The 19,092-nt window shown below is 73.7% G+C and carries 19 protein-coding genes; 8 read left to right on the top strand and 11 right to left on the bottom strand.

The window, feature by feature from the left end; genetic code table 11:
• Positions 1–15 precede the first annotated feature (15 nt).
• Genes R2737_13140 through R2737_13125 form a run of 4 tightly spaced genes read right to left on the bottom strand, consistent with a single transcriptional unit; the run spans position 16 to position 3,891 of the window.
• Positions 16–1,026 (bottom strand): sulfotransferase, encoded by a 1,011-nt coding sequence (locus tag R2737_13140; protein ID MEZ5117204.1) that lies wholly within the window; start codon positions 1,024–1,026, stop codon positions 16–18.
• An 11-nt stretch (positions 1,027–1,037) separates the two neighbouring features.
• Positions 1,038–2,045 (bottom strand): sulfotransferase, encoded by a 1,008-nt coding sequence (locus R2737_13135; GenBank protein MEZ5117203.1) that lies wholly within the window; start codon positions 2,043–2,045, stop codon positions 1,038–1,040.
• Positions 2,042–2,269: an acyl-CoA carboxylase subunit epsilon gene (locus R2737_13130; protein MEZ5117202.1), complete on the bottom strand. Its 228-nt coding sequence runs from the start codon at positions 2,267–2,269 to the stop codon at positions 2,042–2,044. The genes R2737_13135 and R2737_13130 overlap by 4 nt, the downstream gene beginning before the upstream one ends.
• A 20-nt stretch (positions 2,270–2,289) precedes the next feature.
• Positions 2,290–3,891, bottom strand: a complete 1,602-nt coding sequence (locus R2737_13125; GenBank protein MEZ5117201.1) for an acyl-CoA carboxylase subunit beta — start codon at positions 3,889–3,891, stop codon at positions 2,290–2,292.
• A gap of 35 nt (positions 3,892–3,926) precedes the next feature.
• On the opposite strand from R2737_13125, the gene R2737_13120 reads away from it, so the two are divergent.
• From R2737_13120 to R2737_13105, 4 genes are all read left to right on the top strand, one after another.
• Positions 3,927–4,817 (top strand): biotin--[acetyl-CoA-carboxylase] ligase, encoded by an 891-nt coding sequence (locus R2737_13120; GenBank protein ID MEZ5117200.1) that lies wholly within the window; start codon positions 3,927–3,929, stop codon positions 4,815–4,817.
• Positions 4,818–4,836: 19 nt separating this feature from the next.
• Positions 4,837–5,379, top strand: a complete 543-nt coding sequence (locus tag R2737_13115; protein ID MEZ5117199.1) for a PH domain-containing protein — start codon at positions 4,837–4,839, stop codon at positions 5,377–5,379.
• On the top strand, positions 5,376–6,368 hold the full coding sequence (locus R2737_13110) for an adenylate/guanylate cyclase domain-containing protein (GenBank protein ID MEZ5117198.1): 993 nt from the start codon (positions 5,376–5,378) through the stop codon (positions 6,366–6,368). Before R2737_13115 ends, R2737_13110 begins: the two co-directional genes overlap by 4 nt.
• A gap of 296 nt (positions 6,369–6,664) precedes the next feature.
• Positions 6,665–8,356: a sensor domain-containing diguanylate cyclase gene (locus R2737_13105; protein MEZ5117197.1), complete on the top strand. Its 1,692-nt coding sequence runs from the start codon at positions 6,665–6,667 to the stop codon at positions 8,354–8,356.
• Here R2737_13105 and R2737_13100 read toward each other — a convergent pair.
• A complete protein-coding gene (locus tag R2737_13100; GenBank protein ID MEZ5117196.1) occupies positions 8,346–9,173 on the bottom strand; it encodes a class I SAM-dependent methyltransferase in 828 nt (275 codons plus the stop codon). The two genes, R2737_13105 and R2737_13100, sit on opposite strands and share 11 nt — an antisense overlap.
• Complete coding sequence (locus tag R2737_13095; protein MEZ5117195.1) at positions 9,151–9,705, bottom strand: GtrA family protein; 555 nt, start codon at positions 9,703–9,705, stop codon at positions 9,151–9,153. Before R2737_13095 ends, R2737_13100 begins: the two co-directional genes overlap by 23 nt.
• Before the next feature lie 91 nt (positions 9,706–9,796).
• Between R2737_13095 and R2737_13090 the strand changes: the two genes are divergently transcribed.
• From R2737_13090 to R2737_13080, 3 genes are all read left to right on the top strand, one after another.
• Entirely contained in the window at positions 9,797–10,996 is a 1,200-nt protein-coding gene (locus R2737_13090; protein MEZ5117194.1) for a 5-(carboxyamino)imidazole ribonucleotide synthase, read from the top strand.
• Positions 10,997–11,034: 38 nt separating this feature from the next.
• Positions 11,035–11,556, top strand: coding sequence for a 5-(carboxyamino)imidazole ribonucleotide mutase (gene purE, locus R2737_13085; protein MEZ5117193.1), 522 nt, complete (start codon positions 11,035–11,037; stop codon positions 11,554–11,556).
• 273 nt (positions 11,557–11,829) lie between these two features.
• Positions 11,830–12,321, top strand: coding sequence for a hypothetical protein (locus tag R2737_13080; protein MEZ5117192.1), 492 nt, complete (start codon positions 11,830–11,832; stop codon positions 12,319–12,321).
• On the opposite strand, the gene R2737_13075 is transcribed toward R2737_13080, so the two are convergent.
• The 3 genes from R2737_13075 to R2737_13065 form a co-directional block, all read right to left on the bottom strand.
• Positions 12,318–15,113 (bottom strand): LuxR family transcriptional regulator, encoded by a 2,796-nt coding sequence (locus tag R2737_13075; GenBank protein ID MEZ5117191.1) that lies wholly within the window; start codon positions 15,111–15,113, stop codon positions 12,318–12,320. The genes R2737_13080 and R2737_13075 overlap by 4 nt on opposite strands.
• Positions 15,114–15,496: 383 nt before the next feature.
• Positions 15,497–15,949: a CoA-binding protein gene (locus R2737_13070; GenBank protein MEZ5117190.1), complete on the bottom strand. Its 453-nt coding sequence runs from the start codon at positions 15,947–15,949 to the stop codon at positions 15,497–15,499.
• A gap of 18 nt (positions 15,950–15,967) precedes the next feature.
• Positions 15,968–17,293 (bottom strand): UDP-glucose/GDP-mannose dehydrogenase family protein, encoded by a 1,326-nt coding sequence (locus R2737_13065; GenBank protein ID MEZ5117189.1) that lies wholly within the window; start codon positions 17,291–17,293, stop codon positions 15,968–15,970.
• A gap of 93 nt (positions 17,294–17,386) precedes the next feature.
• Here R2737_13065 and R2737_13060 point away from each other — a divergent pair, with 93 nt between their 5' ends.
• Positions 17,387–17,935 carry an acyl-CoA thioesterase gene (locus R2737_13060; GenBank protein ID MEZ5117188.1) on the top strand — a complete coding sequence of 183 codons (549 nt, stop codon included), beginning with the start codon at positions 17,387–17,389 and terminating at the stop codon, positions 17,933–17,935.
• On the opposite strand, the gene R2737_13055 is transcribed toward R2737_13060, so the two are convergent.
• Together R2737_13055 and R2737_13050 are read right to left on the bottom strand one after the other, a co-directional pair.
• A complete protein-coding gene (locus R2737_13055; protein MEZ5117187.1) occupies positions 17,932–18,468 on the bottom strand; it encodes a DUF6036 family nucleotidyltransferase in 537 nt (178 codons plus the stop codon). The two genes, R2737_13060 and R2737_13055, sit on opposite strands and share 4 nt — an antisense overlap.
• The gene (locus tag R2737_13050) at positions 18,468–19,043 is read right to left on the bottom strand and encodes a helix-turn-helix domain-containing protein (protein MEZ5117186.1); all 576 of its coding nucleotides are present in this window, start codon (positions 19,041–19,043) and stop codon (positions 18,468–18,470) included. Before R2737_13050 ends, R2737_13055 begins: the two co-directional genes overlap by 1 nt.
• Between the last annotated feature and the right edge of the window lie 49 nt (positions 19,044–19,092).

Raw genomic sequence — 19,092 nt, 5'->3', positions numbered from 1 at the left:
GGAGAGCCAGGCCCCTCAGACCGGCCGCGGCGCGCCGAGGGAGTCCAGCCGGGCCAGGATCGCGGCGTACTCCGCCTCGACCCGCTCCTGCTCGGCCCCGGTGAGCCCCGTCCGCCAGCGCCCCGCGTGCGAGCGCGCCGGGGTCAGTCGCTCGTCGAACCACGCCTTCTGCGCCGGGTCCGGCTCCAGCCCCAGGAAGTCCAGCAGCCGCCGCAGCGTCGCCTCCCGGTCCCGTGCGGCCAGATCCTCCAGCTGGAGCACCAGGACCTTCCCGGGGGACGCCTTGGACAGCCCGCGGTGCGCCTCCCGCATCCGCTCGCCCCACCAGCGCAACGCCGACAGCAGGTCGTCCGGCCCCCACGTCTGCGTCACGATCGACGCCGCGGTGTCCCGGCCGTCACGCATGATGTGCACCAACGACAGGTCCGGGAACAGCGCCTCCAGCCCATCCGCCTTGATGACGTTGGTGGGCGTGGTGTCGACCCAGCGGTGCTTGCCCTCCCGCTCGGCCATGGGATCGACGATGCGCGCCGTCAGCGACCGCGACGCCCCCCTCGGGTCGTCGTCGAACGTCTTCAGGTACGCCGCGCCCGCCGACCGCACCTCCGCCAGCGTCACCGACCGCTGCAGCCCGCGCGACTCGCCCTGCGGCCCGGACCGCTTGAACCAGTCCGTCTCCAGCCGCCGCGCGACCATCTCCGGCGAGCCGACCGGCATGTCCCCGCGGTCGCGCAGCCGACGTACGACGGTCCGCGCCCGGCGGTCCAGCTCGGCCCGGCTCAGCGGCCGTCCGGCCGGCACCGACGCCCGGTAGGCGTCGACCACGCCGCCGCGGTCGGCCAGGAACTTCAGCTCCCGCGGGATGCACAGCGCGACGTCGCGGTGCTGCCCCAGCAGCCGGCCCAGCACGGTGGTGCCGCTGCGCCCCGTGCCGCCGACGAAGATCGGGCGCACCGGGCCGTGGTCCACGAGCACCTGCGCGGACCCCGAGTGCGTCGCACCGCCGTACGCCGAACCGCCTGTCACCGTGCCAGCCCTCAGACCGGGTGCGGGATCTCGCGCGCCTCGAGGTCGGCGATGATCTCGGCGTAGGCGGTGTCGATCACGTCCAGCTGCTCGCCGGTGTAGTCCCGGCGCCACCGGCCCTCGTTGCCCTTGCGCGGCGTGACGACCTCGTCGAACCAGGCCCGCATGTTCGGGTCATCCTCGACGCCGAGGAAGCCCAGCAGCCGGCTGATCGAGCCCTCTCGGTCCCGCGTCACCAGGTCCTCCAGCTGGATCACCAGGACCTGGTCGGACGGCACGTACATCAACGACCGCTTGGACTGGATCATCCGCCGCCGCCACCAGCGCAGCGCGCGCTCCATGTCGTCCGGGCCCCACATCTGCGACACCACGGAGGCGGCAGCGTCGCGGCCGTCGCGCATGATGTGGATGAACTTCGCGTCGGGGAACACCGGGTAGAGCTTGTGCGCCACCAGCGCGTTGGTGGGGGACGTGTCCACCCACCGCTCCTTGCCCTCCGACTCGGCCATCGGGTCGATCAGCCGGGAGGCCAGCCGTCGCGACGCGGCCAGCGGCTCTGTCTCGAACGTCGCGGCGTACTCCGCCGCGGCCTCCTCCACCAGCGCCTTCGACGTCGACCGGTGCAGCCCGCGCGGCGCCCCGGTCGGGCCCTTGCGCTTGAACCAGTGGGACTGCAGCCGCTCCACGAAGTACTCCGGCGACCCGACCCAGCGGTGCGGCTTGGTCAGCGAGTACTGCAGCCGCCGCACCCGGTGTGCGATCTCCCGACGCGACAGGATCGTGGTGTCGACCGGCTGCGACCACCAGTACGTGTCCGCCAGCCCGCCCTTGTCGCTGAAGAACGTCAGCTCCATCGGGAACGTCAGCGCGATGTCCTTGTGCTGCCCCAGCAGCCGGCCCAGCACCGTGGTACCGCTGCGTCCGGTGCCGCCCACGAAGATCGGCTTGTTCGGACCCGGCGGCAGCTGGTCGAGCGGCGTGACGGGATTGATCTTGCTGCGCTCGCGCCGGGGGCTCATGACGGCAGCCCCGAGGCCCACCACGCGTGCGGCCCCGGCTGCAACGGCTTGCGCAGCATCCGCGACCGGTCGGTCCACTCCGACGGCACCGCCGGCGCCCCCGCGTCGCCGCCACCGGCCGATGCCGCGGCCACGACCGCGACCAGCGCCGCGATGTCCTCCGGCGTCGGGTTACCCGACACCACCCGCAGCACCGGCCGCTCCTGCGCCCCGGAGTCGTCCATCGAACCCGGCTCCGTCCCTGTCACAGCGGAATGTTCCCGTGCTTCTTCGGCGGGCGGGTCGCCCGCTTGTTGCGCAGCGCTCGGAGCGCGCGGGTCACCATGGTGCGCGTCTCGTGCGGCAGGATCACCCGGTCGATGTAGCCGCGTTCGGCCGCGGAGTAGGGGTTGGCCAGGGTCTCCTGGTACTCCGCGATCAGCCGCGCCCGCTCCGCGTCCGGGTCAGCGGCGGCCGCCAACTCCTTGCGGTACAGGATGTTCACCGCGCCCTGCGCCCCCATGACGGCGATCTCGGCGGTCGGCCAGGCGAGGTTGATGTCGCCGCCGAGGTGCTTGGACCCCATGACGTCGTACGCGCCGCCATAGGCCTTCCGCGTGATGACGGTGACAAGCGGGACGGTCGCCTCGCAGTACGCGTAGATCAGCTTCGCGCCGCGGCGGATGATGCCGTCCCACTCCTGGTCCGTACCGGGCAGGAAGCCGGGCACGTCGACGAACGTCAGCACCGGCACGTTGAACGCGTCGCAGGTGCGCACGAACCGCGCGGCCTTCTCCGAGGCGTCGATGTCCAGCGTCCCCGCGAACTGCATCGGCTGGTTGGCCACGACGCCGACCGCGCGGCCCTCGACCCGGCCGAAGCCGACGATCAGGTTGGGCGCGAACAGCGGCTGCACCTCGAGGAACTCGCCGTCGTCGAGGACGTGCTCGATCACCGTGTGCATGTCGTACGGCTGGTTCGGCGAGTCCGGGATGAAGGTGTCGAGCTCGCGGTCCTCGTCGGTGATGTCGAGGTCGGCCTCGACGTCGAACACCGGCGGCTCGGACAGGTTGTTGCTCGGCAGGTACGACAGCAGGGCGCGCACGTAGTCCAGCGCGTCGGCCTCGTCCTCGGCCATGTAGTGGGCGACACCTGACTTGCTGTTGTGGGTCCGTGCCCCGCCGAGCTCCTCGAACTCCACGTCCTCGCCGGTGACCGTCTTGATGACGTCGGGACCGGTGATGAACATGTGCGAGGTCTTGTCGACCATGACGGTGAAGTCGGTGATCGCGGGGGAGTAGACCGCGCCGCCCGCGCAGGGGCCCATGATCAGCGAGATCTGCGGCACCACGCCGGACGCCTGCACGTTGCGCATGAAGATCTCGCCGTACAGGCCGAGGGAGACCACGCCCTCCTGGATCCGGGCGCCGCCGGAGTCGTTGATGCCGATGACCGGGCAGCCGGTCTTCATGGCCAGGTCCATGACCTTGACGATCTTCTCGCCGAACACCTCGCCCAGCGACCCGCCGAACACGGTGAAGTCCTGCGCGAACACGCACACCGGGCGCCCGTCGACGGTGCCGTAGCCGGTGACCACGCCGTCGCCGTACGGCCGGGTCTTCTCCAGCCCGAACGCGTGCGAGCGGTGCCGGGCCAGGCCGTCGAGCTGCTGGAACGAGCCCGGGTCCAGGAGCGCCTCGATGCGCTCCATGGCGGTCTGCTTGCCCTTCTTGTGCTGCTTGTCCACCGCGGCCTGGCGGCGGCCCTGGGCCTCCTCGCGGCGGGCGGCGAGGTCGGCGATCTTGCCAGCCGTGGTCTGCCGATCCGGGCGGTCGGCGGCGGCGGTCTCGGGCGCGGGCGCGCTCATGGCACCTCCCTGGGCGGTCGCCCTACCTTAGCCAGGTGACCACCCCCACCGACCCGCCGCCTCGGCGCCCGCTGGACCCCGACACCCTGGCTGCCGCGCTGGCCCGCGCGGGCTGGGAGGGACCGGCCCCGGTGCTGCTCGGCGCCGTGCCCTCGACCAATGCCGAGATCGAGTCCCGGGCCCTCGCCGGGGCCGCCGAGGGCCTGGTGGTGGTGGCCGAGGAGCAGACCGCCGGGAGGGGCCGGCTGGGGCGCCGATGGGACTCCCCGGCCTCGTCCGGGCTGACCTGGTCGGTGCTGCTGCGGCCCGACGAGGTGCCCCAGGAGCGGTACGGCTGGCTGCCCCTGCTGACCGGGGTCGCCGTCGCGGGCGCGTTGCGCGACGCCACCGGCGTCCCGGTGGCCCTGAAGTGGCCCAACGACCTGGTCGTCGACGGCCCGGACCGCGCCGGAGGGCCGGGTCCGCGCAAGCTCGGCGGCATCCTGCTCGAGCGGCTGCCTGCCGCCGGGTCAGCGCTGGTGGTGGGCGTCGGCCTCAACGTGGACTCCGCCGCCGCGGAGCTGCCCGTGGACCAGGCCACGTCGCTGGCCGTCGAAGGCGCCGACCCGGTCCGGGAGGACCTGCTGGCGGCCGCCCTGACCGCGCTGGGCCGCCGTTACCGGGCCTGGCGGTCCGCCGGTGGTGACCCGGTCCGTTCCGGCCTGCGGGAGGCCTACCGCACCGCCTGCCTGACCGTGGGCCGCCCGGTCCGCGTACGCCGCGCCGGCGAGGAGGACCTGGTCGGCACCGCGGTCGACGTCGACGACGACGGCCGGCTGCTCGTACGCCCGGACGGGGCGACGTCGGGCGCCTCGCTGGTGGCGGTGGCCGCGGGGGACGTGCTGCACGTACGCGCACCCGGCGCGGTCCTCCCGCCCGGGACGTGATCCGTGCCACGATGCGGCCATGGGATACCCGAGCAAGCTGTTGGGCGACGGCGAGAAGATCGAGTTCGCGATGAAGCCGCACTGGCGTGCGCTCATCCCGCCGCTGCTGTGGCTGCTCGGCCTGATCTTCATCGGCGTGTTCGTCTGGACCAAGTGGGGCGACTGGTTCGCTGACAACGACGGGATCCGCAGCATCGGCCGGTGGGTCATCGCCCTCGGCGGCCTGTTCATCCTCATCGTCTTCACGATCCGGCCGTTCCTCTACTGGCTGACGACCGACTACGTGTTCACCAACCGTCGGATCATCGTGCGCACCGGCTTCATCGCGAAGTCCGGCCGGGATGTTCCGCTGTCGAAGGTGAACAACGTGTCCTTCGACATCAGCGTGCTGGGCCGGATGCTCAACTACGGCCGGCTGAGCATCGTCTCCGCATCGGACGAGTCGCTGATCATCAACGACGTGCCCAACGTCGAGGCGATCCAGCGCGAGGTGAACCGGCTGCACGAGGAGGACGACGCCCGTCGCCGTCGGATGGGTAGCGACCCGAGCGACGGGGCGTGACCCCGGAACCGCGCACCCCGACCGACCTGCAGGAGCTGCTGCTCGGCGGTCCGCCCCACTACACCCGCGAGCAGCTCTCCGACGTCTCCGGCGTCTCCGCCGACCAGGCCCGGCGGCTGTGGCGCGCCATGGGTTTCGCCGACGTGGGCGACGCGCTGGCGTTCACCGACGCCGACCTGACCGCGCTGCTGCGGCTGAAGGCGCTGGCCGACCGGGGCCTCATCGACGATGCGACCGCGATCGACATCACCCGCAGCCTGGGCCAGACCACGGCCCGGCTGGCCGACTGGCAGGTGGAGGCGCTGGGCCGGGTGCTGGCCCGGCGCAGCCAGCTCGACGACGACCCGGCGCTGTCGCCGGAGGAGCTCGGGCTGCTGTACGAGGACCTCGCCGAGCTGCTGCCCGTCATGGAGCGGCTGCTCGTGCACGTGTGGCGCCGCCAGCTGTCCGCAGCCGTCGGCCGCCGGCTCGGCGCACTGGAGGGGGTCGAGGAGGGCGAGCCGTCGACGGCCACCGTGGGCTTCGCCGACCTGGTCGGCTTCACCCGGCTCAGCCGTCAGCTGGAGTCCGAGGACCTCGCCGCCCTGGTGGAACGGTTCGAGGCCACCTCCAGCGACGTGGTGGCCGCCACCGGCGCCCGGCTGGTGAAGACGCTGGGCGACGAGGTGCTGTTCGTGGCGGAGGCGCCGCCGCAGGCCGCGGAGACCGCCGTGTCCCTGCACGAGACCCTGTCCCGGCACCCCGACATCCCCCAGCTGCGGGTGGGGCTGGCCACCGGCGACGTGCTGGAGCGGATGGGGGACGTGTTCGGCTCGACCGTGAACCTGGCCAGCCGGCTGACCGCCCAGGCCCGGCCGGGCTCCACGCTGGTCGACTCCACCTGCGCCACCGGCCTGGAGGGCAACCGCCGGTTCTCGGTACGGGCCATCGCCCCCCGTCCGGTCCGCGGCGTCGGCCTGGTCCGGATGTTCGCCCTCACCCGCCGCTGAGCGCGGCCCCGCCGCCGGACCGAGCCGGCGCCCGCCGCGTGTCCCGCGTCTCCCGCGTCTCCCGCGTCTCCCGTCGCCGTTTCTCCTCGACGGAATGAGTCTGGGCGTTGCTTGTGGCCCCGTTCGGGGCCTCCAAGCAACGTGGGGACTCATTCCGTCGAAGGGGTGGGCCCGCGGAGACCGGCTCGCGGGAGCGGGTCCGCGGGGCCGTTGCGTCGGGGTGCCGCTCCCCGGGGCGCCGCGGTGCGCATACTGGGGGACGTCCCGCCGGGAGGGTGCGGGCGGAGAGGACCGTGGTGGACGAGCAGCCGACTCCCGTCGCCGGCGACGCCGAGTCGCGGCTGCGGGCGCTCACCGACTTCGCCAAGGCGGTGGGGTCCGCCCGGTGGTCCGAGGACGTACTGCTCGGCGTCGCGGAGGAGGCCCGCCGCGCCCTGGACGCCGACCACCTGTCGCTGTCCCGCTGGGAGCGTGGCTCCGGCTGGCTGCGCACCCTGGTCAACGTGGGCGAGTTGGGTCCGTACGAAGAGCAGCGGCCCTCGACCGAGATCTACCCGGTGTCGGTCTACCCGCTGGCGCTGCGGCTGCTCGAGAGCGGCTCGCCGTTCCTCGCCTCGATCCCCGCGGGTGCCGATCCGCGCGACAGCGAGGAGTCGCTCCTGCAGGAGCTGGGCAAGGGCTCCGGCCTCGGACTCCCCGTCCACGTGGACGGGCAGGTCTGGGGCGAGATGTTCGCCACCCGTCGCACCGACAGGCCCGCGTTCGTCCCGGCGGATCTCGACTTCGGGCAGGCGGTGGCGGTGCAGGTGGCCGCCGGGATCGCGCAGGCCGAGCACCTGGCCAAGGTGGAGGCCCTGGCGTACGCCGACCCCCTCACGGGCCTGGCCAACCGGCGCGTCCTGGACGACCGGCTCGACGTGGCCATGGGCCGGCACGCGGCCGAGGGCATCCCTGTCACCCTGGTCGTCGCGGACCTCAACGACCTCAAGGGGATCAACGACCGGCGGGGGCATGACGCGGGCGATGCCGTGCTGCGGGCGTTCGCCGACGTGCTGTCCCAGGTGACCGGCGACCTGCCGGGTGCGATCGCGGCCCGGCTCGGCGGTGACGAGTTCGCCATCCTGGCGCCGGACCTGCCCGCCGACCGGGTGGTCGAGGCCGCGGAGCGGCTGTGCGCCCAGGCCCGTCGTTCGCTGCCCGCGGGCACCTCCTGCGGGGTCGCGTCTACCGAGGACCTGCCCGAGCCGGGACTGACCGGGGCCGGCCTGTTCCGGATCGCCGACGCGGCCCAGTACCGCGCCAAGCGGACCGGGCTGCGCGAGCCGGTGGTCGCTGGTCGCAGCATCGGTCTGGTGGACGAGCCCACCGTCCGGCTTGAGCGGCGGGCCTTCCGCGGCCGCAGCCTCACCGTCGAGGGCGTGCTGTCCGCGGTGGCGCGCGCCCTCGACGAGTGCGAGCGGACCGATCCCGCGTCCCGGCTGTACGCCGCCTCCGAGGCCGTCGCGGTGCTCGGGGACGTCTGCTCCTGGTTCGTCTCCCGGGTGGCCGCCGGGGACGACCGGTTCCGCACCGTCGGCTCGGACGTGTCGCGGCTGCCGGAGACGTACCTGTCCGACTTCAACGCCTTCTTCGACGACGCCGACGGCTACGCCGTCTCGGACTTCCCGGCGTCCCAGCGCGCCTGCGAGGGGCGGGCGGTCGTGGTCGCCGCCGACGATCCTGAGGCCGACCCGGCCGAGGTGGCGATCCTGGCCGCCGGAGGGTTCGTGGAGATGGTGATGGCCGGCGGGCAGGACGCGTCCGGCGACCGGTGGCTGGTGGAGCTGTTCGCCGACGAGCTGTCGGTCCCGGTGACCGACTACGCCCTCGCCCTGCGCGCCGGCGTCGCGATGGCCCTCGCGGGTGGCTCGGCGGTGACCGTGCTGCCGGACGCCGACGTGGCTGGCGGCAGCAAGCGGCCGGGCGAGCCGGAGCCCGTCAGCGGCTGACGTCCCACCACAGGGCCACGTCGGCCCGGGGCTGCGCGTACAGCGGCTCGAGCAGGACCGAGACCTCCTGCTCGCGGCCGGGCTCCAGGCACAGGTTGCGGCGGGCCAGGTCGGCCGACTCGGCCCGCTCCTGCGCCGAGCGCTCCCGCGGCGGGGTCGACCACCGGGCCACCTGCGCCTTGATGCCCGCCTCGGCCAGCACGGCCAGGGCGTCGTCGGCGGTCGGGCCGTCGGGTCGTTCCAGGCCGTGGAAGTGCCGCCACAGCGGCGCGTCACGGTGCTTGGGGTGGTGCTCGCCCAGGACCAGGACGACGCGGTGCCGGGCGGCGGCGTCGAGCGCGGCGGCGAACGGGCCCGGGTCGGGCACGTTGTAGAGCACGTGCCGGCAGACCACGACGTCGACGGTCCCCGCGCGGTCGGCGACGTCCGGCCAGCGACCTTCGACGGTGCGTACGTCCACGCCGCGGACAGCGGCTGCGGCGGCGAACGCCGCGAGCATGTCGGCGGAGGCGTCGACCCCGGTCAGCTGCGCCGCCGGCGGTGCGAGCGGGAGCGAGGAGGCACCGGCGCCGCAGCCGACGTCGAGGACGGAGCCCCCGGTCGGCAGGGCCGCGCGGGCCAGCCGCATCCCGGGGTCGTCCGGGGGATCCGCCGCGGCATCGGCCGGCGGCCGGAACAGCCGGGGCGGCAGCCGCCAGGGGTCCTCGGTCGCGCGCGCGAGGATGTCGTCGGGGATGGCCCAGGACTCCAGCAGCGCGCGCCAGCGGCGGGCGGCCGGGCCCTCCGGCCGGTGCTCAGACGGGGGTGACGGCGTCACGCTCGGCGGCGTCCAGCTCGGCGGCGTCGTCGGCCACCGCGGGGAAGACCCACTTGCGGTAGGACCAGAACCGGAACAGCGTGCCGAGGCCGAGGCCGATCACGTTGGCGCTGATGTTGTCGGCCAGCGCACTGGTGAGGCCGAGGGCGTAGTGGGAGAACCACAGGCAGCCCAGCGCGATGGCCATCGCGATCCCGTTGAGCACGAAGAACAGCACGTACTCGCGGGCGAACCCGGTGCGCTCACGGTGCCGGAACGTCCAGTGCCGGTTGCCGAAGTAGGCGACCGTGGTCGCTGCCACCACGCTGATGACCTTGGCGGTCAGCGGGCGGTCGTAGAACGGGCCCTCACCACCGGCGAACCGCAGCAGGTTGAACAGGCCGACGTCGACGACCAGGGCGACGAGCCCCACGACCCCGAACTTGGCGGCCTCCCGCCAGATCAGGCGGACCTTGTCGGCCGCGTACGTCGCGGCGCGCGACAGGGGCCCGGGCGTCGACGAGGGACGCCCCGCAGCCGTGCGGGTGCTCACCGGACGATGCTACCCGGGGGTGGGCGCCGGCAATCCTGGCCGAACGGGTGACGCAGGTCACGATCCGGTGTCCCCGCCTATGCTCGCGGCCGTGCCCAGCCCCGCGGACGCCACGGCCCCCCGCCCGGACGCCTTCGTGCCTCCCGGCTACCCCGTCGTGGGCATGGTGGGCGGGGGCCAGCTGGCCCGGATGACCCACCAGGCGGCGATCGCCCTCGGCGTGGGCTTCCGGGTGCTGGCCACCTCGTACGAGGAGTCCGCCGCGCAGGTGGTCCGTGACGTCCACCTCGGTCGGCACGACGACCCGGCCGCGCTGCGCGCGTTCGCGGAGGGGTGCGACGTGGTCACCTTCGACCACGAGCACGTGCCGCCCCCGTACCTGGAGGACCTGCTCGCCCACGGCGTGGCCGTCCGGCCGGGGCCGGAGGCGTTGGTGCACGCGCAGGACAAGGTCGTCATGCGCGAGGCGCTCGCCGCGGCCGGGGTCCCCTGTCCGAGGTGGACGGTCGCGCGCTCCGCGGCCGACGTGGCGGCGTTCGCCGAAGCGGCCGGCTGGCCGGTCGTGCTCAAGACCTCGCGCGGCGGCTACGACGGCAAAGGGGTCTGGGTCGTCGAGTCCGCCGAGTCGGCGACGGCGCTGATGGCGGAGGTCACGCTCCCGCCGGCGGCACGCTGGCTGGTCGAGGAGCGGGTGGAGTTCACCCGCGAGCTCGCGGCGCAGGTGGCCCGCTCGCCGCACGGCCAGGCTGTCGCGTACCCGGTGGTCCGGACCGTGCAGACCGACGGCATCTGCACCGAGGTGGTGGCGCCCTGCCCCGGGCTGGCGGATGACCACGCGGTGGCCGCGCAGCAGGTGGCGCTGCACGTCGCGGGCGCGCTCGGCGTCGTCGGCATGCTGGCCGTGGAGATGTTCGACACCCCCGACGGCGTCCTGGTCAACGAGCTGGCGATGCGCCCGCACAACTCCGGGCACTGGTCCATCGACGGGGCGGTCACGTCGCAGTTCGAGAACCACCTGAGAGCAGTGCTCGACCTGCCGCTGGGCTCACCGTCGCTGGTCGCGCCGCACGCAGTGATGGTCAACGTGCTCGGCGGGGACCACCCGGACCTGTACAGCGAGTACCTGCACTGCATGGCGCGCGACCCGGGGCTGCGGATCCACATGTACGGCAAGGAGGTTCGGCCCGGACGCAAGGTCGGCCACGTGACGGTCGTCGGGTCGGACCTGGACGACCTGCTGGCTCGGGCGCACCACGCGGCGGACTTCCTCACCGGGGTGATCGACGGCTGACCGTCCGCCGGCCGCGCAGGGGTGGCACAGTGTCCGCCATGCAGCCGCTGGTGGGCATCGTCATGGGCAGCGACTCGGACTGGCCGGTGATGGAGGCGGCCGCGGACGCGCTGGACGAGTTCGAGGTGCCGTACGAGGTCGGCGTGGTGTCCGCGCACCGGATGGCGCGGGAGATGCTGGAGTACGGGTCGTCGGCGGTCTCGCGCGGGCTGCGGGTGATCGTGGCGGGCGCCGGTGGCGCCGCGCACCTGCCGGGAATGCTGGCGTCGGTGACCCCGCTACCGGTGATCGGGGTCCCGGTGCCGCTGGCGCACCTCGACGGGCTGGACTCGCTGCTGTCGATCGTGCAGATGCCGGCGGGGGTTCCGGTGGCGACCGTCGCGGTGGGCAACGCCCGCAATGCCGGCCTGCTGGCGGTACGGATGTTGGCGATGGCCGACGAGGACCTGCGCGAGCGGATGGAACGGTTCCAGGCCGATCTCGGCGACGCGGCCCGGGCCAAGGGGGAGGCGCTGCGCCGCCGGCGTTCGGGCAGCACGCCCACCGGCTTCTCCGGCTGACCCGGGGCTCGTTCCGTCCCGCTCGCCCCCCGCTCGCCCCCGCTCGCTGCTTCCGGCGTTCCCCTGTCGCGAGTGCTCAGTTGTTGTCGTTGTCCGAGCTCGGAAACGACGACAACAGAGCATTCGGCGTACGGGGCGTATGCGGGGCGCGGACGGAGCGAGGGTGTTCCGCCGCAGCGGAAGTTACGTGGTCGCCCGGATTCCTGCACTCCGCCGCGTTCCTAGCGTGGAGGTGACGGAAGAGAGCGGGAGCGGGAGGCCGAGGAGGACACCATGACCACCACCACGATCCGGCACACCGGACACCACACGCACGCACACCAGGTCGCCGTCGTCGCCGCGCTGGTGGCACTGTTCCTGGCCCTGGGGATCCTGGGTCTGGCGCTGAGCCGGGTCTGGACCGCCACCACCACACCCGCGCTGGCCCCCGTGTCGGTCACGCTGCCGCAGGGCAGCACCGCGGCCGAGCTGCGCGGGTCCTTCGCCGGCCGTCAGGCGGGTGTCGAGTTCGCTCCGGTGGTCCTGGCCCCGGTGACCTGGAGCGTCGGGTCCGAGGCGTCCGCCGCCGACCTGCGGGCCTCGTTCTCCGGCCGTGAGCTGACCACGGTCAGCTCGGTCCTGCCGCCGGTCACGACCAGCATCCCGGAGGGCACCTCCGCGGCGGCGCTGCGGGCCACCTTCGCCGGGCGTGACACGGTCGAGCAGTCGACCGCGGGATCGGCCGCCGATCTGCGGGCGGGCTTCTACGGCACCGATGCTTCCTAGGGATCGGCCGCGAGGGCGGTCGGCTCCCGTTCGGACCACCACCGGACGAGGGCCGACCGCCCTCGCAGTCCCAGCTTGCGGTAGACGTGGCCGAGGTGGACCTCGACGGTGCGCGGGGACAGGAACAGCCGCTGTCCGATCTCCCGGTTGCTCAGCCCCTCTGCGACGGCCGCGGCCACGCGTCGCTCCTGGGCGGTGAGGTCGCGGCGGGCGTCGTGGCGCCCTCCACGCACCTGGTCGACTCCGGCGGCGGCGAGCTCGGCCCGGCAGCGATCGGCCCACTGCCCGCACCCCAGGGACTCGAACGTGGCCAGGGCCGCGGCCGCCTGCTGCGCGGCCGGAGCCTTGCGGCGCCGGCGACGCAACCAGGTGGCATACCGCAGTCGGGTCCGAGCGGCCTCGAAGACATGCGGGCCGCGGCTGATGTCCTCGATGGCGGAGAGGTAGAGCGCCTCCACCTCCGTGGGCCCCGCCAGTGCTGCGTGCGCTCGCGTCCGCAGCCCCCGACCGAGGGTGGCCTGCGTCCCACCGAGCCGAGCGTCGAGCCACTCCAGCGCCTCGCGCGCCTCGTCGTCCCGTCCGAGGTCGACGAGCGTCTCCACCCACGCCAGGACGTGGTCGGCATAGACGGTGTGTGCGGTGATGGTCCCCTTCGCGGCGAGCGCCGACCGTTCCAGCAGCGGCGCGGCCTCCGCCGCCTGCCCGCGGGTTAGCAGCTGAAAGCCTCGCTCACCCGGGAACGCCTCGAGCCAGAAGGACATCCCCGCTTCCCCGCAGGCGATCTCCGCAGCGGCCATGGCGCGCTCGAACGCCTCGCCGTCATCGCGGCGTGCCAGCACCGGGGCCCGCATCGAGTCCCCATAGAGGTCGGCACGTCCGATCGCGAGCGTCAGCGCGGTCGACTCTTCGACGTCATCGAGGGCCTCGTCCCAGCGACCCTGGTAGAAGTCCAGGACGAAGTCCATCGACGTGGCCTCGAGCCGGAGCTGCGGAGAGCCGCTGGTGCGCAGCCGCGCGCCCAGACGTCCCCAGCCCTCGGCGGCGACGTCCAGCCCAACATCCATCCCGGCGTTGAAGTACGTCTCGGTGCGCACTCCGTCCAAGGGTCCGGTCGTCGGGTCGACTGCGTGCCAGGCGCGGGACACGTCGCCGCCCTCGAGCCGCCCCAGGCGGAAGGCCGCGTGGGTGATCGTGAGCCGTCCGAACGGGTCGTAGCGGTCCGGGTCCTGCATCTGGTCCAGTACCCGTGCGAGTGCGTCGTGCGCGTCCGCCGCGTTGTCGGTCGTGAACAGCAGGTCCAGCAAGGCGTGGGCACGTTCCTCCTGCGGGAGCAGGTCCAGCGCCTCGGAGAGGTCCGCTCGCCCCTCCGCGATCGTGCGGGTACGTCCGGCCGCCACCCCGCGTGCGCGCAGCAGGCGGCCGCGCGTGACGGCGTCGGGACCGAGCTCCAGCCCGCGCTCGGCCAGCACGATCGCCCGTTCGTCGTCCTCGTCGAGCAGGGCCTGCGCGGCCGCCTCGGCGAGCAGGTCGGCGCGGTCGTGCGGGGAGGGGACGAGGTCGGCGGCGCGTTCCAGCAGCAGGCTGGCGCTCGAGGACGCACCGGACTGCGCGAGGGCGTGAGCGCTGCTGCGGACCTCGGCGGCCAGGGCGGGGTCGGGTCCGGGTGCGGCGGCGACCCGGTGCCACAGCCGGCGCAGCGTCCGCTCCGGCCCGGTGGCACCGGACGGGTCCTCCGCCGTACCGCCGAGAGCGTCGGCCAGTGCCGAATGCGCGGCCCGCAGCGTGGCGGGCGGCAGGGCGACGGCGCAGGCGTGCCGGGCCAGCGGGTGCCGGAACTGCCAGCGCGAGCCGCTGAGGCGGACCAGGCCCGCCTGCTCGGCCGGCACGAGGTCTGCGGGCTCGGCGCCCACCGCGCCCCAGGCCCGGGCCAGCGCGCTCGGGGACCCGGAGTCGTCGATGGCGAGCACCGCCAGGGCGACCCGGGTCGCCCTGGGCAGGCCAGGGACCTCGCTGGCCCAGCGGTCCGCGACGGCCGGCCCTACCGGCAGTGGGTCGGGGAGCGAACCCGGGCCGTGCAGCGCCGCGGGCTCCAGGCGGCGGATGGTTTCGAGCAGGGCCAAGGGGTTGCCGGACAGTGTGTGCGCCAGTCGGTCCGCGACTGCCGGCTCGAGGGCCGGGTGGGCGCTGCGGGCCAGCAGCACGGCGTCGGCCAGGTCCAGGGGGCCGACATCGAGGCGGGCCAGGCCCGCGAGCGCGGGATCGAGGAGGACCTCGTGACGTCCAGCGAGGAGGACGGCCACCGGTTCGTGCGCGAGACGTCGTACGGCGAAGGTCACCACGCGCAGGGAATCCCGGTCGCACCAGTGCAGGTCGTCGAGGGCGACCAGCAGGGGAGCGGGTTCGGCTGCGGTGGACAGCAGCTCCAGCACGGCCCCGGCGGCGGCCGGGGAGACGACCCCGCGGTAGGTCTCGCGCAGCACCGCAGCCGGTCGGGGGTCCAGGTGCCGCTGTGCGTCGGCTAGTGCGGCGGCGAGCAGCGACAGGCCCGCACCGGGGATGTCCCGCTCCGGCTCGGTGCTGGTGATGCGGACCGATCGTGCGCCCAGCGCCTCCGCCCGGGCAGTGGCGTCCTGCAGCAGCGCGGTCTTGCCGATGCCGGGATCCCCGACCAGGAGGAGGTGCCCGGCCGAACCGGCGCACGCGGTCGCGAGGAGGTCGCCGATCCGGGCGCGTTCGACGTCGCGCCCGACCAGCGTCGGGCTGTCGGGGATCCCCCGATCCGGCCCTGTCATCACCGCTCCCGGCTCGCACGCTAGCGCCACACACCCGCTGCGTCCCAGGCCGTTGGGCCCCGACCGGGGCCCACCCCCGCGAATGCTGGGTTGTTGTCGGTTCGCGGCCTCGCGAAACGACAACAACCCAGCGCTCGCCGTAGCTGTCAGGGGAGTCTGGGGCAGATGGCGCTCGGGGCGCCCCGGGCGACGGTGGTGGTGGGTGCCGGTGGCCCGCCTGCGGGGGCGTCCCGGCCTACCGCCCCATCCGCATCACCCGTCACGGGGGCCGGATCGTGTTCCCGTGTTCGCCCGCGACACGCCGCCCAACCCGGGCACACGATCCGCATAGCGGATCGTGTGCCCGGGTTGGGTGTGTGCCAGTGGGCGAAGGGCGGCGAGGGTCAGGCGGCCGGACCGAGGCGGGGCCAGTCGATGACGGGGCAGCGGTCCATCACCATCGGGATGCCGGCGTCCCGGACCCGGGCCGCCGCGGCCTCGTCCACCACGTCGAACTGGAACCAGACGGCGCCCGCGCCCACCGCGACCGCCTCGTCCGCGATGGCCCCGGCCCGGGTGCTGTTGACGAACACCTCCACCACGTCCGGCGCCCCCTCTGCCGCCGCGGCCTCGCCCAGCGTCGCGTAGGCCGGCTCCCCGAACACCGGCACCGCCCTCGGGTGCACCGCGACGATCCGCTTGCCGTGCGAGCGCAGCATCGACGCCACCCGGTAGGCGTCGCGCATCCGGTTGTCCGACAGCCCGACCACGAACCACGTCTGGCCGTCGCGCAGGATCTCCCGCACGGTCTCGTCGGTGCCGTACAGGTCCGGCCGCCGGTACGCCTCGGTGCCCATGCCCGCCCCGTCCGGGCGTCAGGCCGTGGGACGGCCGAGGCCGCGGTAGGTCCAGCCCGCAGCCCGCCACAGCGCGGGGTCGAGCGCGTTGCGGCCGTCGACCACGTGCCGCTGCGCCACCAGGGCGCCGATGGCCTCGGGGTCCAGGTCCCGGTAGTCCCGCCACTCGGTGAGGTGCAGCACCACGTCCGCGCCCGCGACCACGTCCTTGACCGTGTCGGCGTACTCCAGGTTGGGGAACAGCCGGCGGGCGTTGTCCAGCGCCTTCGGGTCGTGCACCCGCACCCGGCCGCCCTCGGTGTGGATCGCGCCGGCCACGTGCAGCGCGGGGGAGTCCCGCACGTCGTCGCTGTCCGGCTTGAACGCGGCACCGAGCACCGCGACCGTGCGCCCGCGGAAGTCGCCGCCGACGGCGTCGCGGGCCAGGTACACCGTGCGGGCCCGGCGCCGGTGGTTGATCTCGTCGACCTCGCGCAGGAACGTCAGGGCCTGGTCCACGCCGAGCTCGCCGGCCCGGGCCATGAACGCGCGGATGTCCTTGGGCAGGCAGCCGCCGCCGAAGCCGAGCCCGGCCTGAAGGAACCGGTTGCCGATGCGCGGGTCGTAGCCGATCGCCTCGGCCAACCGGACGACATCGCCGCCCGCGGCCTCGCAGACCTCGGCCATCGCGTTGATGAACGAGATCTTGGTGGCCAGGAACGCGTTGGCCGACACCTTCACCAGCTCGGCGGTGGGGAAGTCGGTGACGACCATGGGGACGCCCTCGTCCAGCAGCGGCGCGTACACCTCGCGCAGCGCCTTCTCCGCCGCCTCCGACGTCACCCCGATCACCAGCCGGTCCGGGTGCAGGGTGTCCTGGACCGCGAAGCCCTCGCGCAGGAACTCCGGGTTCCAGGCCACCTCGGCGCCGGCGCCAGCGGGAGCCCGCTCGGCGAGGAGCTCCACCAGCTGGTCGGCCGTACCGACCGGCACGGTCGACTTGCCGACGACCAGGCAGGGCCGCTCCAGGTACGGAGCGAGGGCCTCGACCGCGCCGAACACCTGGGACATGTCCGCGGCGTACGCGTCCGCGCGCTGCGGTGTTCCGACGCAGACGAAGTGCACGTCGCCGAAGGCGCCCGCCTCCTCGAACGAGGTGGTGAAGCGAAGCCGCCCGGACTCCAGGGCCCGGGCCAGCACCTCGTCCAGGCCGGGCTCGTAGAACGGCACCGTCCCCGCCGACAGCATCGCGATCTTCGCCTCGTCGACGTCGACGCCGAGCACCTCGAAGCCGAGCTCGGCCATGCATGCCGCGTGCGTGGCACCGAGGTACCCGGTGCCGATCACCGTCAGACGGGGTGCCACCCGGGCCTCCTCGTACGCCTCACCGGCCCCCGCCGCTCGGTGGCCCGCACCAGGGTAGCCGCGCGGGCGCTAGCCTCCGGCTGAGGAGGAGCCATGACGCAGTCGTCCCTGGATCCCGCGCCGGCGCAGCCCGATCCCGTGCCCGCCGCGTTCTCGCGGGTGACGCTGGCGCGGGTGATGGGCGTCACCGACGCCAACCTGCTCGGCAACGTCCACGGCGGAGTGATCATGCACCTGGTGGACACCACCGCGGGGTCGGCCGCGGGCCGGCACTGCGGAATGCCGGCAGTGACTGCGTTCGTGGACGAGCTGGCCTTCCTCGAGCCGGTCCGGGTCGGCGACATCCTCACCTGCCAGGCACAGGTGAACTGGACCGGCCGGACCTCCATGGAGGTCGGCGTCCGGGTGTCGGCGCAGCCGTGGAACGACGCCCGGAACGAGGCGCTGCACGTGGCCTCGGCCTACCTGGTGTTCGTCGCCATCGGCCCGGACGGCCGGCCGCTGCCCGTCCCGCCGGTGTCGCACGACAACGACCGGGACCGGCTGCGCGAGCACGAGGCCGAGATCCGGCGCACCAGTCGGCTGGAGCGCCGCCGTGCGATCCACGAGTGGCGCGCGTCGGCGTCCGCCTCGGGCGGCTAGCGCGCGCCGTCACGTGATCGGAGCCAGGCTCGCACCCGGGCTTGAGCGGACTCGGGCAGTACGTCCTGTGCGTGGTAACGCTCGTAGATCGACTGAGCCTCCTCGACGCTAGTCACGTTGCAGGCATCGAGCAGGAAGTCGATGTCGGCGGCATCGCGGCGCCCGCGGTTGGCGGACAGCTTCATCGCCAGGAGCATCGGCGCCGATCCGAGGGACACAACGACATCGCCCATGCGCATCAGCGGTATCCAGTCCTCGGACCCCACCGGCGGTACGTACATCGCGGCGGCTTCGTTGACCCAGTCCGGCCCTAGGCCGTACTCGTCGGCCATCTGTGCTGCGATGGTTCGCACCCCCTCAGCGGGCAGCAGCTGGGCGTCGATGTCGGCCGTGGCGCGACGATCGCTGCTCATGAGGGCGATGGCCGCGCCACCGACCACTCGGACGCCCCCGCTGAGGTGTGCGGCAGCCATCCGCGCTGCACGCTCGGCGAGCAGCGTCCGGATCTGGGCACGGTCGAGGGTCCCCGCCATCAGACGCTGCCGAGCTCCTCAGCGGCGAGGAAGACGCCGTGGCTGGAGATGGCGTCGGGGGTGGCAGCCCGGGCGGCGGCTTGGAGCTCCGTGAGTTCCTCGACGTCCCACGGCTCGTCGAGCCGGTACGCCGGATCGTCCACCCAGCGCGGCCGAGGCAGGCCACGTTCGGTCAGGCGGTGGTCGACGACCGCCGCCAGCAGCGCGTCCCAGCGACGGTCCCCGACCGGGCCAGGCCGGGTCAGGGCGAGCGCCACGCAGGTTGCGCCATCGGCCCGCGCGAGGTCGTCGGCCACCTGGATGACCTCCCGGAGCGCACCGTCCTGGTCCCCGTCGGCGAGTGCGTCGCGGATCGCGGTCGCTGCCTCGTACACGGGAGGGGACGTCGTCGTCAGGACGACCAGCCGCTGGCCCATCGCAGCGAGCAACTGTTCGAGCCGGCTCACGGTCGTGTCGTGGCGTCCGGCCTCCACCTCGGCGATCCTCGGCTGCGCGATCTGGGCACGACGCGCGAGTTCGCGCTGGGACACGGCCCGCGACGAACGCGCGGCTCGCAGCAGTTCTGGCGCCGACATGGGGCCCCCGATACGAGGTTTCGTATCAGGCTAGACGGATGGTGGCCGT

It is taken from the genome of Candidatus Nanopelagicales bacterium (assembly GCA_041393815.1).
GTDB lineage: Bacteria > Actinomycetota > Actinomycetes > S36-B12 > JAWKJK01 > JAWKJK01.
This window is presented reverse-complemented; position numbering and strand designations above follow the sequence as displayed.